This window comes from Halosimplex amylolyticum, assembly GCF_051414035.1.
GTDB classification, from domain to species: Archaea; Halobacteriota; Halobacteria; order Halobacteriales; family Haloarculaceae; genus Halosimplex; species Halosimplex amylolyticum.
The window spans coordinates 472,685-495,668 of the sequence record NZ_JBLKNW010000001.1 but is presented as its reverse complement, the minus strand read 5'-3'; the positions used below and the strand labels follow the sequence as shown (position 1 = coordinate 495,668).

Below are 22,984 nucleotides of genomic sequence, written 5' to 3'. Positions count from 1 at the left end.
GCAGTTTTATACAAATTTCTTATGCTTAACCCGACGTTCGGGGGCCCTTTTCCACTTCTCCGGATTGAGTGCCTCAGAACGTTCAGAGCGTCATTTTCGCCGTCTAGATGTCCCGCATAGAGAAATTCGGTCGACTTCCCATATCGTTCCATTGCCGGGCGAGGAAGCCCGTTTCTCCGCCGTTCAGGGACGAATCAAGTTCGTCGGTCAGATCAGTAAATGACACATTCATTAACTAGTAATATAATCCACCTTTCGAGGGGTTCGGGAGATGACGAGTGAACGGGAGCCACCGGGAGCAGCGGGTCGGTGATGGGGCCGGCTACCGGGACGAAACCCGGTCGTACCCGAGGATTTCGAGTCGGACGAACGGAAGACCTATCTGCGAGTCGGTGGTAGCGATGCGTACATGACGAATCGACAGGACGAGCGCCCGGACAACAAGGTAGAGCGGGTCGTGCGCAAGTACGACCTCGGGGACCTGGGTCGGGAGCTAGAGCGGCGGTGGACGGGAGACGGCAGGGAGCGCCAGAGTCTCCGCGACCTCGCTCACTACTTCAACCGGCGCGTGCTCGAGAGCGCGATGGACGAAGCGGGGGTCATGACGCTCCAGGGTGAACTGGAGAACATCTACGAACTGCTCACCGAGGACGACGTGACGGAAGGCGCGCGGACGCAGGCGCGCAATCGCCTGGAACGCGAGGGGATCGACGTCGACGAACTCACCGGCGACTTCGTGAGCCACTACGCGATCCACACGTACCTCCGCGAGTACCGCGACGCGGAGTACGAGGCCGGCGACGACGAGAACCAGCGCGAGAAGTCCATCGAGACGATCCAGCGACTCACCAGCCGACTGAGCGCCGTCACCAGGCGGAACGTGGAGAACCTCCGTTCGACCGACCGACTCGACATCGGCCCTGTCGACGTCATCGCCGACGTCCAGGTGGTCTGCCAGGAGTGCGGCCGACAGGAAGACCCGATCGACCTCATCGAACGCGGCGGCTGCCGCTGCCAGGTCGACGAGTGATCCATTACACTCGTATGTGTGTAATCAGATCTGCCGACCGGCGCTGTCCGGTCCCGGACGGCGGAGAGACACGCCCGCGAGCGCAGAAAGTCGAGTACCACGAGATACATTGCAGTACATTTATAGACTGGTAAACGCACCTCGTAGGTATGGGAGCGACTGATAGCATGGCGAAGTCTGTAGATGTCGCCGTGGAGAACGTGGGTGGCATCGACAGGACGTCGGTTTCGTTCACGTCCGGCGTGACGATACTGACGGGGCGAAACGCGACCAACCGAACCTCGCTGTTACAGGCCATCATGGCCGGCCTGGGGAGCGACGACGTCTCGCTGAAAGGCGACGCGGACGAGGGACACGTCGAGATGACCGTCGGCGACGAGACGTACACGCGAACCCTCGAACGGAAGAACGGGACAGTCGTCACCAGCGGCGACCCGTACCTCGAGGACGCTGAGATCGCCGACCTGTTCGTCTTCCTGCTCGAGTCGAACGAGGCGCGCCGCGCCGTCGAGCTGAGCGAGAACCTGCGCGACCTCATCATGCGGCCGGTGGACACGGCCGCCATCGAAGACGAGATCGAGGCGCTCCAGACCGATCGCGACCAGATCGAACAGCGCCTCGACGACCTCCAGTCGCTGCGACACACCCTGCCGGACCTGGAGGAACGGCGCACGGAACTCGAGGCCGAGATCGAACAGAAGCGCCAGGAACTCGAGGAGAAAAAAGAGCAGATCGAGGACGCGGACCAGGACGTGGGGACAACCCGCGACCAGAAGGCCGAACTCGAAGAGGCGCTGGAGTCGTTCCGCGACGCGCGCTCGGACCTGGAAGACGTCCGCTACAACATCGAGAGCGAGCGCGAGAGCATCAGCGCGCTGGAGTCCGAGATCGACACCGTCGAGACGGAACTCACGGACCTGCCCCAGGAGGTCTCGGGCGACGTCACCGAGGTCGAAGACCACATCGAACGCCTCCGCGAGCAGCGCCAGGCGCTGGATTCGACCGTCAACGAACTCCAGAAGGTGATCCAGTTCAACGAGGAGATGCTCGAGGGCACGAGTTCGGACGTCGTCGCCGCCCTGCGCGGCGGGGACGACGCCGAACAGGTGACCGACCGGCTCGTCGACGACCAGGTCGTCTGCTGGACCTGCGGGAGCGAGGTCGACCAGTCTGACGTCGAGACCACGCTCGACCGGATCCGCGACCTCCGCCAGGAGAAACTCTCGGAGCGCCAGGACCTGCAGTCGGAGATTGACGACCTGAAGACCGAGAAGGCGACCTACCAGGAACAGAAGCGCCAGCGCTCGCAGCTCGAAGACCGGCTCCAGCGTGCCGAGTCCGAACTCGAGCAGCGACGCGAACGGGTCTCGAACCTCGAGGACGAACGGGGACGTCTCGAAGACCGCATCGACGAGCTGGAGACCGAGGTCGAACAGCTCCAGGACGAGACCCAGAGCGACCTGCTGGACTTGCACCGCGAGGCGAACGAACTCGAGTTCGAGATCAGCCGGCGCCAGGACGACCTCGAGGACGTCTCCGAAGAGATCGAACGCATCGAGTCCGAACTCGACCGCCGCGACGACCTCAAGGAAGAACGCGAGGGGATCCAGGAGGACATCGAGGACCTGCGGACGCGCATCGACCGGATCGAGGTCGAGGCCGTCGAGCAGTTCAACGAGCACATGGAGTCCGTCCTCGAGATGCTCGGCTACGAGAACCTCGAACGGATCTGGATCGAGCGCAAACACGAACAGGTCAAGGAAGGCCGCCGCCGCGTCGAGAAGTCCGTCTTCGACCTGCACGTCGTTCGCAGCACCGACGACGGGACCACCTACGAGGACTCGATCGACCACCTCTCCGAATCCGAACGGGAGGTCACCGGTCTCATCTTCGCACTCGCGGGCTATCTCACCCACGACGTCTACGAGACCTGTCCGTTCCTCCTGCTCGACTCCATCGAGGCCATCGACTCCGACCGCATCGCCCGCCTCGTCGATTACGTCTCCGAGTACGCCGAGTACGTCGTCGTCGCCCTGCTCGAAGAGGACGCGCAGGCGCTCGACGACGCCTACCAGCGCGTCACCGAAGTCTAATCCGTCTCACTCTCCGACTTCCCTCCGCTCGTCTCCCCGACTTCTCTCCGCTTGCCGCTCTCAACTTCTGTCAGCTCGTCTCTCTCGACTCCGCTTCGCCTCGCGAGACCCGTCTCCTTCGACACCGTTTCGCCCGCTCTGTGCACGGCCCCCTCCGGGATCACCGACTCGACACGTTCGTTCGATACGACGGTCGAAGCGGCCGAACACGACCGATCTGACCGCTATCGAGTCTGGGAAATATTTACTCAATCGATAGTAAATGTTTGGAATACTGTATCTCCGTCCAGTTATAACCGAGCTGATGGAAGAAGCGGACGGCCGCAGAGCTCTCGACGATCGGTTCTGGTAACGCCCGCGTCACGTCACGTGGACGGCCCGAAACGGATACGATAGGAAATCCGGTAGGCGAACCCAGCCGGCTCACCCGATGTACTGGACGTCTCGGTCGACCGCGGAACGGCCGCGACGGACGGGTCCAGACCCTCGAACGTACGTTTCGTATTGTCGAACAATCTTCCGCTCCATTCATCGATTAGCTTGGAGTGGAATACCCATCAATGATCTTCGTATATATCGAAATTGACGTTGAAGAAGCGGCGCGAGAGTGTCTCTCACGGCCGTCCCGTGTGGCGTCTCGAGAGAGGATTCTCCGGTCGAACGCGAGTGCCGGCGGCAGAAGGGGGAGTTCCTCAGCGCGGTCGCACGGAGCGAAGCGCCGCCCGGGCCCGACCGAGCGGTGCGTACCGCGACCAGTAGAGTTCAGAACCGATCCATCCGAGCGCGGCGACGAAGCCGGCGGCGCCGAACGCGAGGTCGGTGAACCGGACCCACGAGGGCGCGGCGTAGAGGAGGCCGTTGACGACGATGCTCGGGGTCAGTTCCTTCAGGGCGACCCACGTCGTCTCGACGACGGTCCGGTCGGGGTGGGTGATCCGACCCTCGGGCGGGACCGCGTCGGGGTCGGCGTCGTCGTTCGCGGGCTGGATGATCGGGACGCCGACGCCCGAGCGCGCGCCAGACCCGTCCTCGGTCGTCCCCCGCGCCTCGCGGATCGAACGCATACTGTCGCCGCCGGCGCTCTCGTCGCCCGTCCCGAGGCGCTCGACGTCGTAGGGCATGCCGACCGTGAGGGACCAGTTCACGCTTCCGTCGGGGGCGATCTGCGCGACGCGGTCGCCGTGGGTGTCGACGACCAGCGTGTCGCCGTTCGGCAGACGGTCGGCGTCTCGCGGCCACTGCACCCGACTGTCGCGCCAGCCCCACGAGCGGCGCCACTCGCCGTCTTCGGCGGTCGTCGCGTTGCCGGTCTCCGGGTCGACGCGCTGGTACTCCAGCACGCGGCTGTTCTCCGAGTCGGCGACCGTGATCGCGGGGCCGCCGTGCTCCGCCGGGATGTAGTCGGGGTTGTGCTGCTCGTAGAGGACGTCGTAGTCGTCCTCGGTCCCGAGCGTCCAGTTCGCGTCGACGCCCTCGCCGGGTTCGACGAAGACGACCCGGTCCATGTTCCGCACGCTGACCATGAACCGCCCGTCGTCGAGCACCTCCACGTCGTTGATGTGCGTCCAGTCGCCCTCCGCGCCGCCGACGTCGGGGTCGAAGTGGTCCGACGCGTTCCACTCCCAGACTGTCTCGTCCGTCGTCGTGTTGACGACGCGCACGCTGTCGCGCAGGATGTCCGCGACGGCGACGTGGGTGTCGTTGATCCGGTCGACGTCGTGCCACCGCGCCGAGTAGATGCGCGGCGTCACCTCGCCGTACACCTCCCGTTCCTGGCCCGTCGTCATGTTCACCCGGTTGACGACGTTGTACGTGCAGCGCTCGGTCGAGACGTTCACGCAACCCTCGCCGTCGAGGTGTTTCGACGCGAGGTACTCGACCGTGTAGTCGGTCCCTTCGACCGGGTCCACGTCGAAGTACACGCGGTAGTTGTCGTCGTAGTAGGCCACCTCCCCCTCCCGGTCGAACGCGACCAGTTCTGCCTGCTCGTCGGAGGCGTAGAACCCCTGCGTCCCGACCACGGTCAGGTTCGCCGGGTCGTGCTCGGCGGGGTCGACGAGCACGCGCTCGTCCGTCTCGGCCGCCGTGCCGTCCGACCACTCGTCGACGGCCCCGTTCGTCAGCGAACCGTTCGCCCCGGGTTCGCGGTAGTCCGGCGGGCGTGTCTCGGGGGCGGCGACGCCGGTTTCGCCGGGGACCGGGTTGCCCGCGCCCGACGACCCGTGCGCCCGCGCGACGTTCGTTTCGGCCGTCGCGTAACTGCTCGCCACCGCTCCCGCAGCGAGGACCAACACGACCGCGAAGAGCGCGCGAGCGACGCGTTTGGAGGGCCCGTTCATACCCATACCCTGTGTGAGCGTTCGTTAAGTTTCTTTAGATCCGTCGACAGACCCACTCCACGCTGTTCGTTCGTCAGGGAATGGACGTCAGCAAGTGGTTCGGCAGCCCTGTACCGCTCGCCGTCGTGCGAGCCTGCCGGCTCACTCCGTCGTCACGAACACGTCGCTGTCGAGGAGGTCGGTGACGTGGTCGGCGAGGAGCCGGAGGTTCTCGGTGTCGTCGCGGTTGTAGGAGACGAGCGTCTCCAGCGCGTGCTCGTCGCCGCGCTCGTACTCCCGCCAGAGCCGGACGGCGTCCCGGCCCGAGAGGTCCGGTCGGTCGCGGTCGATGCCGGTCTCTTTCTCGATGGCTTTGAGCCCGCCGGTGAGCCCCAGCCGGCGGCAGGGGTACATCAGATCGACGTGCGGGACGTCGACGTCCACGTCGAAGGCTTCCTCCAGGAAGGGCACGTCGAAGCGCTTGCCGTTGAACGTCACGAGGAGTTTCGCGTCGTCGAGGCGGCCCTGCAGGCGCTCGGCGGTCAGGTCCCGGCCGGCGACGAACACCTCCGTGTCGCCCGGCGAGTGGACGCCGACGACGGTCACGTCGTGGCGGCGCTGGTCCAGTCCCGTCGTCTCGATGTCGAGGAAGCACGTCTCCTCGCGGAAGTTCTCGTAGCAGCGCCAGTGGCTCCCCGAGGGGAACTGCTCCCGGAAAAAGCGGGCGTCGCCGTCGTCCAGGCGCTCGCTCGCGTCCGCGATGAACGACTCGATGTTCTCGGCCTGCCTGGCGCCGACGGCCGAGGGGTCGAACGACTCCCAGTGGGTGACCCCTGACTCCCAGAGGGACCGCTCGGTCCGCTCGCCCACGCCCTCGGCCGGAATGAAGCTGTTCTCGATGCGCACACTCCTCCCGTTCGTCCCACCGGTCTTGGCTGTTTCGCTCACGACCCGTCGATTGCTCACCGTTCGCGACCAGTTCTCGGCCCGTCGACGTCCCGTGGGATGATCGCGCTCACGCCGCGAGTCGGCCCGCAGGCCCACCGGCAAGCCGCTTATGTCTGTCTCGCCCCTACGTCAGGTCAATGACCCGGCGCTTCGCGCTCGCGGTGGCGCTCGCGGTGACGCTGGCCGGCTGTAGCGCGTTCGGCCCAGCGGGAGACGCCGGGACGCCGAGAGAGACCGTGACGCCGCTCTCCGTGCCGACCGAGACGCCCGCCCCCGGCGAATCGCTCTCTCCGCCGCCCGGCGTCGCCGCCAACGGCTCGATATCGCCGTCTGTGGTCGGCGCTGCCCACCGCCGCGCGCTGGTCGACCGCTCGTTCACCTGGACCGTCGAGTACGAACGGCGCGACCTGGACGCCGGGGTCACCGTCGACGCCGTCTCGAAGCGGTTGCGAGTCGGGAGCGACGGCTCGTACGTGATCCGGACGGTGCGAGCCGACGACCAGCGACAGGCGCTCTACGCCGACGAAACGGGTGCTTACTCCCGGACCGTCCTGGGCAACGTCTCGATGGTCCACCACCTCGCGGACGCCATCGACTACCGCGACTACCTGACGACGACGCGGTCCGTTCAGATCTATCTCGGGACGGAGGGGGCGAGCGTCTCCCGGGTCGAACTGGACGGCCGAACGTTCTACCGCCTGCACGTCACCGCGCCGCCACCGAGGGTCGACGACGGTCACCCCAAACAGACCGTCCGCAACTACAGCGCGACGGCGTATCTGACGCCCGCGGGGCTCGTCAGGTCCCTCGTCGTCCGCTACGACTACGAGCTCCGGGCGGACCGGGTCGAAGTGTTCCTGCGGGCCGACTACGAGCGCGTCGACGAGACGACCGTAACTCGTCCCGCGTGGGCCGTCGAGCCCGATCGGAATCGCTCCGCGTCAGCGATCCACGCACCGACTACCGCCTCGCCGATGAACCCCTCGACGAAGACTGCGACGACCGACCTGTCGTCGTCCGCGAACTCGTCCTCGTCGGCTCCCACGGCCACGGACTCGAAGTCGAACGCTACCACGACTGACCCGGCGGCGACCACTACCACGACTGACCCGACGGCGACCACTACCACGACGACTGCCTCCGCTTCGACCGATCCGCACCCGGCCGCGACGCCGTCGGGGGAACGATGACTCGTCGTCCGGAGTGGGTCCTGATCGCGGTCGGACTGCTAGTCGTCCTCGGCGGCTGTAGCGCCCTCTCGCCGTCGACCGACGAACCGACCACGAGGACGATCACGCCGGTTCCGGTTCCGTCCGACACGGACGCGGCGGCTGGGACGCCAGTCGCGGCCGAACCGACGGTCCGCTCCGGGCTGGACTCGTTCGCGGGCGTCTCGGCCGGCCACGGCATCGACGTGGAGCGACTGCTCGCCGCCCACGTCGTCTACCTCTCGACCCACTCGTACACGGTCGAGTGGGCGCGCTGGACCGCCGGGGGGACCGAGTCCGTCGCCAACCGCTTCCAGCGGCGCGTCGAAGTCGCGGACGACGAAACGTACCTCCGCCGGAACCGCGGGATCAGCTACGGGAACGTCACGTCGACGTACGTCGGGCCGGAAGGTGCCTATCGCCGGGTGGTCGGTGACGACGCGACCGACGTCACCCCGGTGACTGTCCGGGACGACGACGCGGCGCGCGAGCGCTTCGCCCACCTCGTCGCCTTCGAGGTGCGGGCGTTTCTCGGGAACGGCTACGACGAACTCGACGTCGTCGAGCGGGACGGTCGCCGCTACGCGCGGGTGTTCGTAACCCGACCGCCGCCGCAACTCGCACAGATCTACGACGCCTACGCGCTGCGGAACTTCAGCGCGACGCTCTGGGTCGCGCCCGAGGGGTACGTCCAGGCCGTCCACTACGAGTTCGACCTCGTTGGAGCCGAGTACAGTTTCGCCGTCGAGTGGCGCTACGCCTACACCGCGGTGGGCGAGACGACCGTCGACCGACCGCCCTGGGTACCGACCGGCGGAACCGCCGGGGCGTCGTCGAACGCGACGGCGACCGACGCGGCACCGACGGGAACCCAGACACCCGACCCCTCTCGGGTCCCCCCACCCACCGCCCCGAACGCCACGGCCGCCGATCCAGGCGGTCTGTGAGCAGGTCCGACGTGGTCGTGATACACCGTCTCAATGCCCACGTTAGCGGCTGACGTGGCGGAACTTCTTTTTCGGTTCCGAGTTAATTTCTGGTAAAAAACCGTGAAAAGAACTATGCCGGTGCCCGTCGAACGGATGGATATGATCCACGTCGGCGTCAACGGATACGGGACAATCGGCAAGCGCGTCGCGGACGCGGTGCGCGCCCAGCCGGACATGTCGGTCGCGGGCGTCGCCAAGACCAGCCCGAACTTCGAAGCGAAAGTCGCGCTCGAACGCGGCTACCCCCTCTACGTGGTCGACGAGGAACGGACCGACGAGTTCGCGGCGGTCGGCTTCGACGTCGCCGGCACCGTCGACGAACTCGTCGCCGAGAGCGACGTCGTGGTCGACGCCACGCCCGCCGGCATCGGCGCGGAGAACGCCGAACTGTACCGCGAGCACGACACGCCCGCGCTCTTCCAGGGCGGCGAGGACGCCGACGTGGCCGAGGTGAGCTTCAACGCCCGGGCCAACTACGAGGCCGCGCGCGGCGCCGACTCCGTCCGCGTCGTCTCCTGTAACACGACGGGGCTCTCACGGCTCCTCGCGCCCATCATCGAGGAATACGGCGTCGAGAAGGCCCGCATCACGCTCGTGCGCCGCGGCGGCGACCCGTCCCAGACCGGCCGTGGCCCGATCAACGACACGCTGCCGGACCCCGTCGAGATCCCCTCGCACCACGGCTCCGATCTGAACACCGTCTTCCCCGAGATCGACGTCGACACGATGGGCATGAAAGTGCCCGCGACGCTGATGCACACCCACGCCGTCAACGTGACCCTGGCGTCCGAGACGGACGCCGAGTCCGTCCGCGACCTGCTCGCGGCGGAGTCGCGCCTGTTCGTCCTGCCGCCGGAGCTCGACATCGACGGCGCGGGCAAGCTCAAGGAGTTCGCGCAGGACGCCGGCCGCCCGCGCGGGGACTGCTGGGAGAACTGCATCTGGGGCGACTCCATCACCGTCGACGGCCGCGACATGTACTGCTTCCAGGCCATCCACCAGGAGGCCGACGTGGTGCCAGAGAACGTCGACGCCATCCGCGCCGCCGTCGACACCGCCGACCGCGAGGACAGCATGGCGCTGACCGAGGACGCCCTCGGCCTCGACGGCCAGATCGGACAGTCGATGCGCGATCCGGTCGCCCAGCCGCCGACGCTGGCAGACGGCGGCCGCGACGCCGACGACTAGCGACGGTCCGCCGTTTCTACGCCGATCCCGCGGACAGTTCGAACCGCTCTATCTCGCCGGTTTCCGTGTCGAGGACGACCGCGTAGTGCGGGCCGGGCGCGCCTTCGAACGAGATCCCGCCGGGGTTGATCCGGACGGTGCCCGCGCGGTCCTCGTGGACGAACTCGTGGGTGTGGCCGTGAAGCACGTAATCGTAGCGGCCGCACGCCACGAGCGCGTCGACGAGCGGCGCACCAGTACCGTGGTAGACCGCTATCTCGCTCCCGTCGAACGTCAACTCGCCGACTTCGCCGAGGTACGTGCCGAACTCGTCGACCGTCGACTGGAGCGCCCACTCGCCGTCGTTGTTGCCGCGGACGGCGTAGAAGTCGAACGAGGAGTCGAACGGGGTCGCCGAGAACGGCGCGACGATATCCCCGCAGTGGACGACGGCGTCGACGCCCTCGCGTTCGAACACTGTGACTGCGTCCTCGACCGCGTCGAGGTCGTCGTGCGTGTCGGAGACGATGCCGAGTTCCATGGGCGACCGTTCGGCCACTCGCCCAATCAAGGCTTCCCCTGGGAAACCGGCGCCGACCGCTCCATTGCGCGGATTGAAGGAGAGTCGCGCCGAACGAGTGGCATGGACGTACTCATCACGGGCGGCGCGGGCACGATCGGCACGGCGATCACAGACAACCTCGGGGACGGCGACCACTCGTTCACGAGCCTCGACGTCGAGGAACACCCCGACCCCGACGTCGAGTCGGTCGTCGCCGACGCGACCGACGAGGAAGTCGTCCGCGAGCAGGTCGCCGACGCCGACGCGGTCGTCCACCTCGCGCGCGTCCAGATGGAGGTGGGCGGCACCTCCGACCAGACCGTCGTCTGGAGCGAGGAGCACCTGGAGAACCTGCGACTCCACGCGTCGGTGTACAACGCCGCCCTGGAGACGGGACTGGACACGTTCATCTACGCCTCTTCGAACCACGCGGTCGGGATGTACGAGAAGGAGAACATGCCGGACATCTACTACGGAGCGAACGTCGAGGTCGACCACACCGTCCAGCCGCGTCCGGACTCGATGTACGGCGTCGAGAAGGTCTACGGCGAGGGACTGGGCCGGCTCGCCGCCGACTCGTCGGACCTGTCGGTGTACGCCCTCCGGATCTGCGCGGTCCGCGACCCCGAGTACGACCACCCCTGGGGCGACGCAGAGCGCGGCGTCGCCAGCGGCCGGTTCGAGCGCGACTCGGACCCCTACGACGAGCAGATCGCCCGAATGCGCTGCATGTGGCAGTCTCGACGGGACGTCGCGCAGCTGGTCGAGCGCTGCCTCGACGACGAGACGGTCTCCTTCGACGTGTTCTACGGCGTCAGCGACAACGCGAACCGGTGGTTCGACATCGACCACGCCCGTGACGTGCTCGGCTACGAGCCCGAGGACTCCGCCGACGAGTGGGACGAGCCGCCGAACTGACCGCCGAGAACTGAGCGTCCGTTCGCTCTCCGCCGACTGCCCAGGACCGAGAGATTAACTCGTCGCCGAGTTATTTTATTTCGACCTTCAGAGAAAGAAATTTAGTCGCAGCCGCCCAACGAGTGAGTATGCGAGACACCGGCGACGATTGGACGCGGCGGCACGCACGGCTCGTCGCGACGGGCGACCGAGCGGAGAACGGCCCGGCGGACCGCGAGCGAGTCGTCAAAGCGGACCCGCCAGCGGACGACTGGAGCGTCCGCCACGCCTGGTGCGAGCGGTAACCGGTCGGAAGAAGGCCAATAGTCGAAATCAGTACTCGGTGTGTCCTGCAGTCAGTTGCCGTCCTGCAACGCCTCGACGCCGACGAGTCGCTCGCCGGTGAGCGCGCGGATGTAGGCGCCGCCGGCGATGGAGACGTGGTCGAAGTCGTCCTCGCTCAGCCCGTACATTTCGATGGCCCGGGAGGTGTCGCCGCCGCCGACGACGGAGAAGCAGTCGGTCTCGGCGATGGCCTCGAGGACGCCGACGGTGCCGTCTGCGAACCGTTCGTCCTCGAACAGGCCCAGCGCCCCCTTGACGAAGACGGCTTCTGAGTTCTCGATGAACGCGGCGTACTCCGAGACGGTGTTCGACCCCACGTCGAGGAACGCGCGGTCTTTCTCCTCGATGTCACCGACTTCGATTTCGTCGCGGTCGCCGTCCTCGTCCTCGTACGCGAGGTCGAGCGCCAGCGTGATCTGCTCGTGGCGGTCGTCGATCAGGTGTTCGATCGTCTCCCTGTTTTCCTCCCACTGCTCGTCGAACAGATCCATCCCCTCGATGTCGCGGCCGACGGGGACGCCGTCGGCGCGGAGGAACAGTTCGCCCGCGATGCCGCCCAGCAGGAAGTCGTCGACTTTGTCGCCGAGCGCCGTCATCACGTCGATCACGTCGGTGGCTTTCGTCCCGCCGACGACCATCGTCACGTTGCCGTCGAACTCCCGCTCGGCGATGGCAGTGTTGGCCTCGTACTCGGTCTCCATGACTCGGCCCGCGTAGGCCGGGAGCGCCAGCGGGAACCCCACGAGCGAGGCGTGCGAGCGGTGGGCCGCCGAGTAGGCGTCGTTGACGTAGGCGTCGAACTCCGGCGCCAGGGCGCGGACGAACTCGGTCTCCGCTTTCACCGTCGGTTCCTCCTCGGGTAGTTCCTCGTCGCACATCCGCGTGTTCTCCAGCAGGAGGATCTCCCCGCCTTCGAGGTCGTTGATCGCCGAGATGGCCCGGTCGCCGAACGTGTCGGGGACGAACTGCACGGGCCTGCCGACGTGGTCGCGCAGGATCTCGGCGTGCTGTTCGAGCGAGACGAACGTGTCCCGGCCGGGACGGCCCTGGTGGGCCATGAGCACGACCGCGAAGTCGCGGTCGGCGAGTTCGCGCACCGTCTCGGCGTGGCGGTCGAAGCGGCGGTTGTCCTGGACCTCGCCGTCCTCTACCGGCGAGTTGAGGTCGAGGCGGACGAGGACGCGCTGGCCGTCGTCGAGGTCGTCGAGCGTCTTGAACGCGGGCATGGTTGGTGTTCGAAGCGTCGCCCGGCGACGAGAAAAAACCGCGTGGTCCGGCCGAGCTCTCGTCGCTGGCACGGACTGCCCAGCCACGCCGGTGAGACCGGAGCCGTCTCTGCGGATGGATCACAGCCCTCCGAAATACTTGTGCCATCACGGACACGTCTTCCGGGCAGAAGAGGAGATCACCGATGTCCGACGAACTCGCCGCGGTCCTCGACGACTTGCACGAACTGGGCTACGAGACCGTCGACCGCGTCGAGGGCTTCGAGAGCGAAGCGAGCGGTCGAGTGCCCCTGCCCGAGGAGCATCGTCGCGAGCGGGCGACCGGCTGGCGCCGGTATCTCCCCCGGATCCACTGCGACGCGGGCGACCCGGACCTCGTGCCCGACGACCTGCGGGCGGCGGTCGAGGCTCGCGGCTGGACCGTGCAGGCCATGGGACGGAGCGACGACACGGTGACCGTGGTCGTCTCGGAGAACGGCGTCTAAACCGGGTGAAGTATCGCCGAAACGCGAAGAGAAGTCGGACCGCGGGATTCAGTTCTCGGTGACGTACTCGGCGACGTCGAGCATCCGGTTCGAGAAGCCGTACTCGTTGTCGTACCAGGTGAGGATCTTCGTCATGCCGTTGACGACGTTGGTCGACTGCAGGTCGACGTACGAGGAGTACGGCGTCCCCTGGATGTCCGTCGAGACGACCTCGTCGTCGGTGACGCCGAGCACGCCCTCCAGTTCGCCCGCCGCGGCCTCGCGGAACGCCTCGTTGACGTCGCCCTCGGTCACCTCGTCGTGCAGGTCGACGACGAACTCCGTGATCGACCCGTTCGGGACCGGGACGCGGATCGCCATCCCGTCGAGTTTGCCCTCCAGTTCGGGCAGCACTTCGGTGGCGGCCTGCGCGGCGCCCGTCGAGGTGGGCACGATATTCTCCGCAGCGGCGCGGCCGCGGCGGGTCTTGGCCTTCGGGCCGTCGACGAGGTTCTGCGAGCCCGTGTAGGCGTGGACGGTCGTCAGCTGCCCGGCCTCGATGCCGAACTCCCGGTCGAGCACCTTCGCGACCGGCGTGATGGAGTTCGTGGTACAGGAGGCGTTCGAGACGACGTCCTCGCCGTCGTACTCGTCGTGGTTGACGCCGTAGACGATCTGCTTGACCGGCTTGTCGCCCTTCGGCGGCGCGGAGATGACGACCTTGTCGGCGCCGGCCTCGAGGTGCTTGCTCGCGTCGTCGTAGGTGCGGAAGATGCCCGTGCACTCGAAGGCCACGTCGACGTCGAGGTCGTCCCACGGGAGCTGCGTGGGGTCGGTCTCCTCGTGGATCGACGCCCCGAAGTCCGTCCCGTCGACGGTGAGCACGCCGTCGTCGAGGGTGACGCCCTCCAGACGACCCATCACCGTGTCGTACTTCGCGAGGTACTCCATGTCGTCGTCGTCCATCACGTCGTTGATGCCGACGACGTCGACGCGCGGGTCTCCGAGCGACGCGCGAAAGATGTTGCGGCCGATGCGGCCGAAGCCGTTCAGCCCGATCCGAACCGCCCCCTCGTTAGATTCGCTCATGGTGGCTAGAACGTCTCCCGAGGCGAGTATAGGGTTTTCGAATGCGAAACACGGCCCGTTCGCGTTCGCTTCTGGGGATCGGATCGGGCGGAGGCGACCGATTGGGCCGTACAGCGGTGTCGGGTGCGACCGATTGGGCCGTACAGCGGTGTCGGTGGCGCCGATTCGGCGTCGGTCACGGACGTCCCTGCGCGATCCTGACTCGTCGCTCCCCGTCGGAGCGGTCCAGAAGTCGCTCGACTCGCTCGTCTGTCGCCGGGTGCGTGGACAGCATCCGCGTCAGCGGCCCCTCTTCCTCGCCGTTGACGTACAGCGGTGACAGCAGCGACCACGGCGACCGGCTCGCCCGTTCGATCTTCCGCAACGCTCGCGCCAGCGCGATTGGGTCGCCCGTCACCTCGGCCGCCCGGTCGTCGGCCGCGAACTCCCGCCGTCGCGAGTGCGCCAGCAGCGCCAGCGTCAGCGCGAAGAACACCAGCGACACGGACCCCGCCACCGCCCGCTGGAGCCGTCCGGGAACCGTCCGCGACCACGCCTCCGGCCGACCACGGATCCACGCCACGCCCCGCGCGACCCCCGCTCCGACCACCAGTATCGGCGCCAGGACGAGCACGACCACCCCGGACAGCGTCTGCATGGCGCTGTACCCGAACGTCTGGACCAGGCTGTCCTTGCGCTCGATGTGCGCCAGTTCGTGGGCGCAGATCGCCGACAGCTCGTCGAGGGTGAGCAGTCCGAACAGCCGCCGGTCGACGACGATGTGGCCCGCTCCCAGTCCGCCGCCCAGCGCCAGCGCGTTCGGCTGGCCCATCTCCGCGACGAGTACGTCCGGCCGGTCGATGCGCATCTGCGCGCTGTAGGCGTCCAGCCGCCGGTAGAGCGCCGGTGCTCGACCTTCTGGGAGCTGCCAGACCTGCAGGTCCCGGAGGATCTGCGCCGTCCCGACCTGGTAGCTGACGAAGGCGAACACGACCGTCGTCACCGCGAGATAGAGCGCCAGCGTCGACAGCGACGGCCGGAGCGCCCATACAGACCGCGCGAACAGGTACGCCAGATAGGCGCCGGCCAGGTACACCGCCAGGGTCACCACCCCGACGACCGCCATCAGCCCCCGCAGTATCCAGCGCATACCTGAACGTCTGTCTGCGTCCCTGAAAACCCTTCCTGGCTCCGTGTCCTCGCAAATTATCGGGTATCTACGGCGATATCGCTGGAACCGCACGGAACAGCGTGAAAGCCCCCGGTCCCTTTCACGCTGTTTGCAGTCGTAGCGGTCCCACGGGCTGCGGTGTTGTCGCCGTTCACAGCTGTGCAATCGCAGGTCGACTTACTACTTACACCCCCTCGTAGCCAGCACGCTGATTTAGCTGCAGCAGAGACGTGGGGACATGGACGGCGACACGGCGCTGAACGCGGTCGGGGTGGTGCTAGTGCTGGCCATCGTCGCCGGGTTCGTCGTGGTCGGGCTCAACTTCGCCGGAGGTGCCTCCGGGAGCGACGCGCCGGACGCCGACTGGACGGTCGAGCGGATCAACGACACCGCCGTCCGGGTGACTCACGCCGGCGGCGAACCGGTGCGGACCGACGAGATCAGGGTGACGGTCGACAGCGTGAGTCGGTCGACCGACTGGACCGACCCGGTCACCGAGAACGAGAGCACGGTCGTCCAGGCGAACGACGGGTCGCTCGTCCGGATCGTCTGGAACGGAGGTCGCGGCGACCGTGAACGCATGCATAGCGAACGACTGTGAACCAAAGAAAAACGGTGTTTCGTTCTCCGCACTCTCGCTCGTTCAGTCGCCGGCGCGCGTGTGGTTCGCCACGGTCTCGACGCCGTCGGGGGCGACGCGGTAGCGGGCGCCGGCGTCGACCTCGAACGACTCCCACGTCCCGTCGGGCCAGGTCACGTCGAGGGTAGCGGTCTCGGCGCCGCCGAGACCGACGTGCAGTGCGCGGCTCTCCTGAGAGAGGAAGTCGCTCTGGTCGGTCTGACGGACGACGGCCACCTCGTCGCCGCCGGCGGTGACGGTGACGTTCGCACCGAGGGCGGTCGCGCCGTTCCCGTCGACGACTTCGAACTGGACGGCGGCGCCGCCGTCGACGGTGTTCTCGTAGAGCACCGTCGGCCCCTCGTACGTCGAGAGGACGATGTCGCGGTCGCCGTCGTTGTCGTAGTCGAGCGTCGTCATGCCGCGGCTGTCCTGGTGGGTCATGCCGTGGACGGACTTGTTGACGCGTTCGAATCCAGTCTCGTTGCGCTGCCACACCTGCGGGACGGTCCAGATGGGGTCGTCGTAGTCGACCTTGACGGTGTGCTGGGTGCTGTGGATCAGGTCCCGGCGACCGTCGTTGTCGAAGTCGGTCAGGCTGGCCGACCATCCCCACCCGCCGTGGCGGACGCCGTACTCGCCGGCCCGGTCGACGAACTCGCCGTCGCCCTGGTTGATCAGGAGCGTGTTGCCCTTCGTCCGGCCCGACTTGATGACGAACGCGAGGAACCGCTTGAGGCGGTTGTACCGCTCCTCGCCCATCTTCTGCTTGTCGATGGGGATGTAGATGTTCGTGACGAAGACGTCCATCCGGCCGTCGCCGTTGACGTCCGCGACCTCCGAAGCCATGCCGTTCCTGGCGGTCGCGCCGCCGAGCAGGTGCTGGGAGAACTCGCCGTCGCCCTCGTTGAGGTAGATGGTGTCGTTGTTGTAGTCGTTCGCGACGTGGATGTCCGGCTTGCCGTCGCCGTCGAAGTCGACGAAACTCGCGGCGAGGCTCCAGCGGTCGCCCTCGATGCCCTCGACGTCGACGCGCTCGAAGGTGCCGTCGCCCGTATTTTCGTAGAGGAAGTTCGGGTTGCCGTTGTCGTTCGGGACGTGGCCGGACTGGTAGAAGTGGCCCTTGGGCTTGTCCTCGTGCCAGTCGCCGGACTGGTAGACGAAGAGGTCGGTGTCCCCGTCGCCGTCGTAGTCGGCCGCGGCGGCGCCCAGCGGGTAGGTCAGGTTACCGATGCCGACGTCCGTCCGTTCGAAGGTGCCGTCGTCGTTGTGCAGCGCGACCGGCGGCGCCTGCTTGCGGAACAAGAGGAGGTCGTCCCACCCGTCGCCGTCGTAGTCGACGACGGAGGCGCTCTTGTGCCAATCGGTCAGGTTCGGGAACGACGCGGCGCGCTCGAACTCGCCGCCCGTGTTCTCGTAGAGGACGGGCCGCTCGCCGCCCATGACGAGCAGGTCGTCCCACCCGTCGCGGTCGTAATCGAGGACGTAGACGGCGTTGTTGCCGGCGCCGACGCCGGTGCCCGACCCGTGGTAGTCCAGGCCGGCCTCGGCGGTCGCGTTTTCGAAGGTCAGTGGCTCGGAGGGGTGGTCCTCCCCGCCACCGCCCAGCTCGCCGAGCGCACCGGAACAGCCCGAGAGGACGACCAGCGCCGCGACGGCGATGACCAGGAGGGCGCGAGTACGACTCGAACCGGGGCCGGACGCGAAAGCCGAGCGGAGCGCGCGCATCGACTCACGCCTCCGGGAGCGCGCGATTCTCGCGCGCCGGCACGACGTAGGTGCCGCGATTCACCGTCTCGATGTAGTTCACGATGCCGTGGTCCTCGGGCGCGACGTCCACGTCGTACTCCTCGACGTTCATCGCCTTGCGCGCCTCCACGAACGACTCCAGTCTCCGCTGGACCGAGGTGAAGTTGAACCCCGTGTGCTCGGGCGCGTCGGTCGCGAACCCCTCCGACCGCCGGAGTATCTTCGGCGAGAAGTCGTCCTCGCCGCGGGCGCGAGCGACCTTCTGGGAGTGACCGATCACGCCGTATTCTTCGGCGTGTTCTTCGATGCTGTCGACGTCCTCCTCGGTGATCGCGCTGTCGCTCCCGAGGCCGGAACCGTCGGGGCCGACCTCCTCGGAGGAGTGGGCGGGGCAGAACATCCGGTCGGTGCGCTCCTCGTGGTCGTGGTCGTACCACGCGTCGAGGTTCAGCCGCAGGCGCGACAGCGCGAGCGTCGTCCCGCCCGCGAACGGGCCCTCCTCGATCTTCACGCCGTCCTCGCTGGGCAGACTGTCGGTGAATCCCGACTTGAACCCCATCGAGAGGGGCGCGCTCTCGGGAATCTCGTCGTGGTCGAGTTTCTCGGCCGGGATGCCCTTGCCGGCGAAACCGGTCCGGCGCTCGGCGACGGAGAAGACGCCGTCGAGCGACCCCTCCACCTCGATCCCGTTGACCGTCTCCTTGCGCCCCATGAGCGCTTCCTCGGCGGCGAGGACGACCGATCCCACGTCGCTGGTCAGCACGACCGTCGCGTCGAAGCCGTCGGTCTTCTCCGGGTCCTCGCCGACCTCCTCCAGCATCCGCTCCGGCCGCATCAGCGACTCGGGCACGTCGCCGAACCGCTCGAAGTAGCTCGGCGCGTAGCCGATCAGGTAGAGCAGGCCGCGGTTGAACGTCGCGCCCGTCCCGCCGCCGGTCCCCCACTGGAACGCCCGCTCCAGGGTCTCGAAGGCGGCGTCGACCTGCTCGCGCTCCTGCTCGGTCGGTGGCGTCGACCCCTCGTAGGAGAGGCCGAGCACCAGTTGCTGCTGGGGCGGGACGGTGTTACCGTGGGTGTCCAGCACCAGGTACTCGCTCCACTTGTGGATGGCCTCGGGGAGGACCGAGGGGTCGCCCCGGGGAACCATCCGCGAACCCGATCCGGAGTCTGTCTCCGCGTCGGCCTCGGTCGGCGTGTCCGTCTCGTCGCCGCCGAGGAGCGACCGCTCGCGAGACAGACAGGCCGACAACGCGCTCGATCCCCCGATAGCCACTGCCGATCTGACGAACTGCCGGCGTGGTATCCCACGCTCCCGATCCGATTGCATCACTTCTGGTAACGATTCACGCGGCAAAACTCTTTTCCATAGGCTTACCCACCTGCTATGGGCTCTCACCCGCCTCCGGCGTCCGAGCCCGCCGGAGACGGTCGTCCGCCTGACCGCCACGTATATACGACTGCCGCGGGTGACCTGTAGACATGTCTGACGGGTCTTCCGCACCGCTCGCGGGGGTCGATCTGGAATCGCTGACCGCTGCCGACGTCGACGACGACGAGGTGCGCGCCGCGCTCGAATCGACGGACCCGGTGGTCCGCCAGCGCGGCACTCGCGTCTGTTCGGTGCTCGCCGCCCGGGACGCCGACGCGGTGCTCCCGCTGGCCGAGGATATCGTCGCTCGACTCGCCGACGACAGCCTGGCCGTCGCCCGCCACGCCGGTACCGCCCTCGTGTCGCTCTCCGAGGCCCACCCCGAATCGCTGCGCGGGGACCTCGAGCCGGTCGTCGGCTTCGCCGAGAGCGACCTCGGCGGGGTCCGCATGGTCGGCGCGCGCATCCTCGGGAACGTCGTCGTCGACCACCCCGGAGCGGTCGCGCCGTACGTCGACCGCCTCGTTACCGCGGTCGCCGACTCGGAAGGGACGTTCACCCAGTCCGACCTCGAAGAGCACGTCGAAGCGGCCCAGGCCGCCGACGAGAGCGCCGTCGAGAACGTCGCGCAGGCCAACAAGGAGGAGGCCCAGAAGCGCGTCGTCTCGCGGGCCGCCCTCGCCAACGTCGTCGTCGCCGTCGCCGAAGACGACCCGGACGCGGTCGCGGACCTCGTCGACGAACTGGCGCCCCTCCTCGCAGACCCCGACCCGAACGTCGTCGGCGCGGCACTCGACACGTTCGGCGCACTCGCGGAGGGAGATCCCGGTTCGGTGGACCCGGCCGTCGACGCCATCGCCGACTGCCTCGACCGCGACGACGGGATGCTGCGCGCCCGCGCCATCCGGACGCTCGGGTTCGCCGGTGCGACCGAGACGGTCGACCGGCTCCGCGACCTCGCCGAGAGCGACGAGGACGAAGACGTCCGCGACCTCGCCGCCGAGACGGCCGACTACCTCGAAACGGTCTGATCGACCGGACTCGCGCGAGAATACGTCGGTTTGTTCCTGCGAAATACCTGTTCTCTCATTTCGGCCGACCGTTTCGCAGGACGCCTCGTCCGTTCTCTTCCTACTGGTCGTCGGCTTCGCGTCCGTCCTCTCTGTATCGCTCGCCGATGGTCTCCGCTTCGTCCATCTCCCGACGGGTGCAGTACCAGAACGTGCCACCGAACAGGACGAACCCCAGAGCCAGGACACCGATGTCGATCAGCGCGATGTTGTAGGCGGGGGTCTGCGGTTCGAGGTAGAACAGCGAGAAGGCCAGCAGCGCGGTGAGCACTGCGAGGACGAGCAGGAGCGGCTTGGCCTGCTGGCGCTGACTGCAGGCCGCGTTCACGATGCTCTCGCGTGCGGACATACTCGACCGGAGGGGGCGCCCCGCAATGAAGGTGGTGGGAAACGCGGATCGGGAAAAAAGAGCGCGCCGCGGTACCGGTCAGCGCCGGCGGTTCAGTCTTCGAGTTCGGGGCTCGACCAGTACTCGTGGTCGTCGAGTTCCCGGAAGCAGGCGGTGGCCTGCTGGGCGCCCTCGACCTCGTAGAGGTCCGGTTGCTCGCTGACGCAGGCCTCGCGGGCCTCCGGACAGCGCGTGTGGAACCGGCAGCCGCTCGGCGGGTTCACCGGGTCCGGCACGTCGATCTTTCGCATGGGCGGCTCGCCGGCCTGCTCGGCGTCGAGGCCGAGGTCCGGCGTCGCCCAGCGGAGGACGTTCGTGTACGGGTGGTGTGGGTCGTCGATCATCCGCTTGGCCGACCCGATCTCGGCGATCTCGCCGAGGTACATCACGCCGATGCGCCCGCCGCCGTGTTCGCTGAAGTAGCGGGCGTTCGAGAGGTCGTGGCTGATGAACACGTACGAGGTGTCGAACTCCTCCTGGAGTTCGAGCATCAGGTCCATCATCTCGACGCGCAGGCTCACGTCCAGCGCGCTGATGGCCTCGTCGGCCAGGATGACGTCCGGGTTCATCAGGAGTGCGCGACCGAGCGCGACCCGCTGTTGCTCCCCGCCCGACAGCTGGTGGGGGTACCGGTCGGCGAAGTCGGCCGCCGGGTTCATCCCCACGCGTTCGAGCAGCGAGTAGATGCGCTCGCGGCGCTGGTTCGACCCCAGGTTCGGGTGGGTCTGCTTGATCGGCTCGGCGAGGATCTCGACGATCCGCCGGTTCGGGTTGAGCGAACTCCCGGGGTCCTGGTGGATGATCTGCAGCGACTTGCGGATCTCCGAGAACGGGACGTCCGCGTTGCCCCGCTTGGCCTCCCAGATGTCCGTGCCGCGGTACTCGACGGTGCCGGCGGTCGGTTCCTGCAACCCGATGCAGGTCTTGCCGAGCGTCGTCTTCCCACAGCCCGATTCGCCGACCAGCGTCACGACGTCCTGTTCGTAGATGTCGAGCGAGACGCCGTTGACCGCCTGCACGACCTGGGGGTCCTCGCGGAATGACTCGATGATGCCCTGCTCTTCCTCGAAGTGGACCTCGACGTCGGTCAGCGAGAGGATCGGTTCCTCGTCGCGGTCGTCGACCGTCGCCCCGCTCGCGGGTCGCTGTGCGTCGCTCATCTGATCTCACCCCCGTCGGACTCGTCGGACTCGTCCGACGTTGCTCGCACATCTTCGATGTGCTCACCCCCGTCGGCCGCGACGTCGCTGTCGCCGCCAGTGTCCCCAGCGGACTCGAAGTTGAGGGGGATCTCGGTCTGCGCCGCCTCCCAGTGGTGGCAGGCGGCGCCGTGGCCGTCGGAGACGGTGTAGAACGCGGGGTCCTCGCGGACGCACTCGTCGTCGGCGAGCGGGCAGCGCGGGTGGTACGAGCAGCCGTCCGGGACGTTCACCGGCGCGGGGCTCTGGCCCTGGATGGGTTTCATCTCCTCCAGCGGCGCGTCGAGGTTCGGCGTCGCGTTCAGCAGCGCCCGCGTGTAGGGGTGGCCGGCGTCGCCGATCACCTCGTCGCGAGGGCCGATCTCGATCATCTGGAAGGCGTACATCACGCCCATCCGGCTGGCGAGCGAGGCGACCAGCGGCAGGTCGTGCGTGATGAACACCATCGTCAGGTCGTACTTCTCCTGGAGGTCCTTCAGCAGCATCAGGATCGACCGCTGCATCAGCAGGTCGAGCGCCGCCGTCGGCTCGTCCATCACGAGCACCTCGGGTTCGAGGACGATGCTCAGGGCGATGAGCGCCCGCTGTTGCATCCCGCCGGAGAGCTCGTGGGAGTACGACCCGAGCACGCGCTCGGGGTCGAGGTAGAGGTCTTCGAGCAGTTCGCGGGCGAAGCGCATCCCCTGGTCGACGTTCTTGTCGTGGGCCTTCAGCGTCTCCCGGAAGTGCGCGCCGACCTTCATCGTCGGGTTGAACGAGCTCATCGCCCCCTGGAAGACCATCGAGATCTCCTCCCAGCGGAACTTGTAGAGCTCGTCGTGGTCGAGTTCGAGCACGTCGATCGTCTCGCCGTCGCCCCCGTGATAGAGGACCTTGCCGCTGAGCAGGCCCGGGTCGGGGATGGCGTCGAGCATCGCCGAGGCGAACATCGACTTGCCGGAGCCGGACTCGCCGACGACGCCGAGGATCTCCCGGCGCTCGATGTCCATGCTCACGTCGTCCAGGACGTACGTTTCGCCCTCGTCGTAGGTCACCTTGAGGTTGCGGACCTCGACGATGGGGTCGTCGGTCGTGAAGTGCGATTGTTGGTCTGTCGTGGCCATC

General features: G+C 67.4%; 21 protein-coding genes. 10 read left to right on the top strand and 11 right to left on the bottom strand.

Annotated elements, in window-relative coordinates; all coding sequences use genetic code 11:
- The first annotated feature begins 409 nt into the window (after positions 1-409).
- Together rdfA and ACMGFE_RS02310 are read left to right on the top strand one after the other, a co-directional pair.
- On the top strand, positions 410-1,030 hold the full coding sequence (gene rdfA / locus ACMGFE_RS02315) for a rod-determining factor RdfA (protein ID WP_436923439.1): 621 nt from the start codon (positions 410-412) through the stop codon (positions 1,028-1,030).
- Positions 1,031-1,179: 149 nt separating this feature from the next.
- Positions 1,180-3,123, top strand: coding sequence for an archaea-specific SMC-related protein (locus ACMGFE_RS02310; protein WP_436923437.1), 1,944 nt, complete (start codon positions 1,180-1,182; stop codon positions 3,121-3,123).
- 692 nt (positions 3,124-3,815) lie between these two features.
- Here ACMGFE_RS02310 and ACMGFE_RS02305 read toward each other — a convergent pair.
- The gene (locus ACMGFE_RS02305; RefSeq protein ID WP_436923436.1) at positions 3,816-5,462 is read right to left on the bottom strand and encodes an aryl-sulfate sulfotransferase; all 1,647 of its coding nucleotides are present in this window, start codon (positions 5,460-5,462) and stop codon (positions 3,816-3,818) included.
- A gap of 141 nt (positions 5,463-5,603) precedes the next feature.
- The gene (locus tag ACMGFE_RS02300; protein WP_436923435.1) at positions 5,604-6,347 is read right to left on the bottom strand and encodes a ribonuclease H-like domain-containing protein; all 744 of its coding nucleotides are present in this window, start codon (positions 6,345-6,347) and stop codon (positions 5,604-5,606) included.
- Positions 6,348-6,526: 179 nt separating this feature from the next.
- Between ACMGFE_RS02300 and ACMGFE_RS02295 the strand changes: the two genes are divergently transcribed.
- From ACMGFE_RS02295 to ACMGFE_RS02285, 3 genes are all read left to right on the top strand, one after another.
- Entirely contained in the window at positions 6,527-7,579 is a 1,053-nt protein-coding gene (locus tag ACMGFE_RS02295; RefSeq protein WP_436923434.1) for a hypothetical protein, read from the top strand.
- Positions 7,576-8,544 carry a DUF7537 family lipoprotein gene (locus tag ACMGFE_RS02290; protein WP_436923432.1) on the top strand — a complete coding sequence of 323 codons (969 nt, stop codon included), beginning with the start codon at positions 7,576-7,578 and terminating at the stop codon, positions 8,542-8,544. Before ACMGFE_RS02295 ends, ACMGFE_RS02290 begins: the two co-directional genes overlap by 4 nt.
- A gap of 141 nt (positions 8,545-8,685) precedes the next feature.
- A complete protein-coding gene (locus tag ACMGFE_RS02285) occupies positions 8,686-9,774 on the top strand; it encodes a type II glyceraldehyde-3-phosphate dehydrogenase (RefSeq protein ID WP_436923430.1) in 1,089 nt (362 codons plus the stop codon).
- A gap of 16 nt (positions 9,775-9,790) precedes the next feature.
- On the opposite strand, the gene ACMGFE_RS02280 is transcribed toward ACMGFE_RS02285, so the two are convergent.
- Positions 9,791-10,294, bottom strand: a complete 504-nt coding sequence (locus tag ACMGFE_RS02280) for a metallophosphoesterase (RefSeq protein WP_436923428.1) — start codon at positions 10,292-10,294, stop codon at positions 9,791-9,793.
- A 102-nt stretch (positions 10,295-10,396) separates the two neighbouring features.
- On the opposite strand from ACMGFE_RS02280, the gene ACMGFE_RS02275 reads away from it, so the two are divergent.
- Both ACMGFE_RS02275 and ACMGFE_RS02270 read left to right on the top strand, forming a co-directional pair.
- A complete protein-coding gene (locus ACMGFE_RS02275) occupies positions 10,397-11,233 on the top strand; it encodes an NAD-dependent epimerase/dehydratase family protein (RefSeq protein WP_436923427.1) in 837 nt (278 codons plus the stop codon).
- 128 nt (positions 11,234-11,361) lie between these two features.
- Positions 11,362-11,517, top strand: coding sequence for a hypothetical protein (locus ACMGFE_RS02270; protein WP_436923425.1), 156 nt, complete (start codon positions 11,362-11,364; stop codon positions 11,515-11,517).
- Between the two features lie 51 nt (positions 11,518-11,568).
- Here the strand turns inward: ACMGFE_RS02270 and ACMGFE_RS02265 are convergent, their stop codons facing one another.
- A complete protein-coding gene (locus ACMGFE_RS02265) occupies positions 11,569-12,783 on the bottom strand; it encodes a phosphoglycerate kinase (RefSeq protein WP_436923423.1) in 1,215 nt (404 codons plus the stop codon).
- A gap of 185 nt (positions 12,784-12,968) precedes the next feature.
- Here ACMGFE_RS02265 and ACMGFE_RS02260 point away from each other — a divergent pair, with 185 nt between their 5' ends.
- On the top strand, positions 12,969-13,268 hold the full coding sequence (locus tag ACMGFE_RS02260; protein WP_436923421.1) for a hypothetical protein: 300 nt from the start codon (positions 12,969-12,971) through the stop codon (positions 13,266-13,268).
- Between the two features lie 48 nt (positions 13,269-13,316).
- Here the strand turns inward: ACMGFE_RS02260 and gap are convergent, their stop codons facing one another.
- Both gap and ACMGFE_RS02250 read right to left on the bottom strand, forming a co-directional pair.
- The gene (gap, locus tag ACMGFE_RS02255) at positions 13,317-14,336 is read right to left on the bottom strand and encodes a type I glyceraldehyde-3-phosphate dehydrogenase (protein WP_436923420.1); all 1,020 of its coding nucleotides are present in this window, start codon (positions 14,334-14,336) and stop codon (positions 13,317-13,319) included.
- A 175-nt stretch (positions 14,337-14,511) separates the two neighbouring features.
- On the bottom strand, positions 14,512-15,465 hold the full coding sequence (locus ACMGFE_RS02250) for a M48 family metallopeptidase (RefSeq protein ID WP_436923418.1): 954 nt from the start codon (positions 15,463-15,465) through the stop codon (positions 14,512-14,514).
- A gap of 259 nt (positions 15,466-15,724) precedes the next feature.
- On the opposite strand from ACMGFE_RS02250, the gene ACMGFE_RS02245 reads away from it, so the two are divergent.
- Positions 15,725-16,087 (top strand): type IV pilin N-terminal domain-containing protein, encoded by a 363-nt coding sequence (locus tag ACMGFE_RS02245; protein ID WP_436923416.1) that lies wholly within the window; start codon positions 15,725-15,727, stop codon positions 16,085-16,087.
- Positions 16,088-16,129: 42 nt separating this feature from the next.
- Here the strand turns inward: ACMGFE_RS02245 and ACMGFE_RS02240 are convergent, their stop codons facing one another.
- Both ACMGFE_RS02240 and ACMGFE_RS02235 read right to left on the bottom strand, forming a co-directional pair.
- Positions 16,130-17,833, bottom strand: a complete 1,704-nt coding sequence (locus ACMGFE_RS02240) for a CRTAC1 family protein (protein WP_436923415.1) — start codon at positions 17,831-17,833, stop codon at positions 16,130-16,132.
- A gap of 4 nt (positions 17,834-17,837) precedes the next feature.
- Positions 17,838-19,181 (bottom strand): DUF7405 family protein, encoded by a 1,344-nt coding sequence (locus tag ACMGFE_RS02235; RefSeq protein WP_436923413.1) that lies wholly within the window; start codon positions 19,179-19,181, stop codon positions 17,838-17,840.
- 152 nt (positions 19,182-19,333) lie between these two features.
- On the opposite strand from ACMGFE_RS02235, the gene ACMGFE_RS02230 reads away from it, so the two are divergent.
- Complete coding sequence (locus ACMGFE_RS02230; RefSeq protein WP_436923411.1) at positions 19,334-20,254, top strand: HEAT repeat domain-containing protein; 921 nt, start codon at positions 19,334-19,336, stop codon at positions 20,252-20,254.
- Between the two features lie 100 nt (positions 20,255-20,354).
- On the opposite strand, the gene ACMGFE_RS02225 is transcribed toward ACMGFE_RS02230, so the two are convergent.
- From ACMGFE_RS02225 to ACMGFE_RS02215, 3 genes are all read right to left on the bottom strand, one after another.
- Positions 20,355-20,642 (bottom strand): hypothetical protein, encoded by a 288-nt coding sequence (locus ACMGFE_RS02225; protein WP_436923409.1) that lies wholly within the window; start codon positions 20,640-20,642, stop codon positions 20,355-20,357.
- 92 nt (positions 20,643-20,734) lie between these two features.
- Complete coding sequence (locus tag ACMGFE_RS02220) at positions 20,735-21,841, bottom strand: oligopeptide/dipeptide ABC transporter ATP-binding protein (protein WP_436923407.1); 1,107 nt, start codon at positions 21,839-21,841, stop codon at positions 20,735-20,737.
- Complete coding sequence (locus tag ACMGFE_RS02215) at positions 21,838-22,983, bottom strand: ABC transporter ATP-binding protein (RefSeq protein WP_436923405.1); 1,146 nt, start codon at positions 22,981-22,983, stop codon at positions 21,838-21,840. Before ACMGFE_RS02215 ends, ACMGFE_RS02220 begins: the two co-directional genes overlap by 4 nt.
- Position 22,984 lies beyond the last annotated feature (1 nt).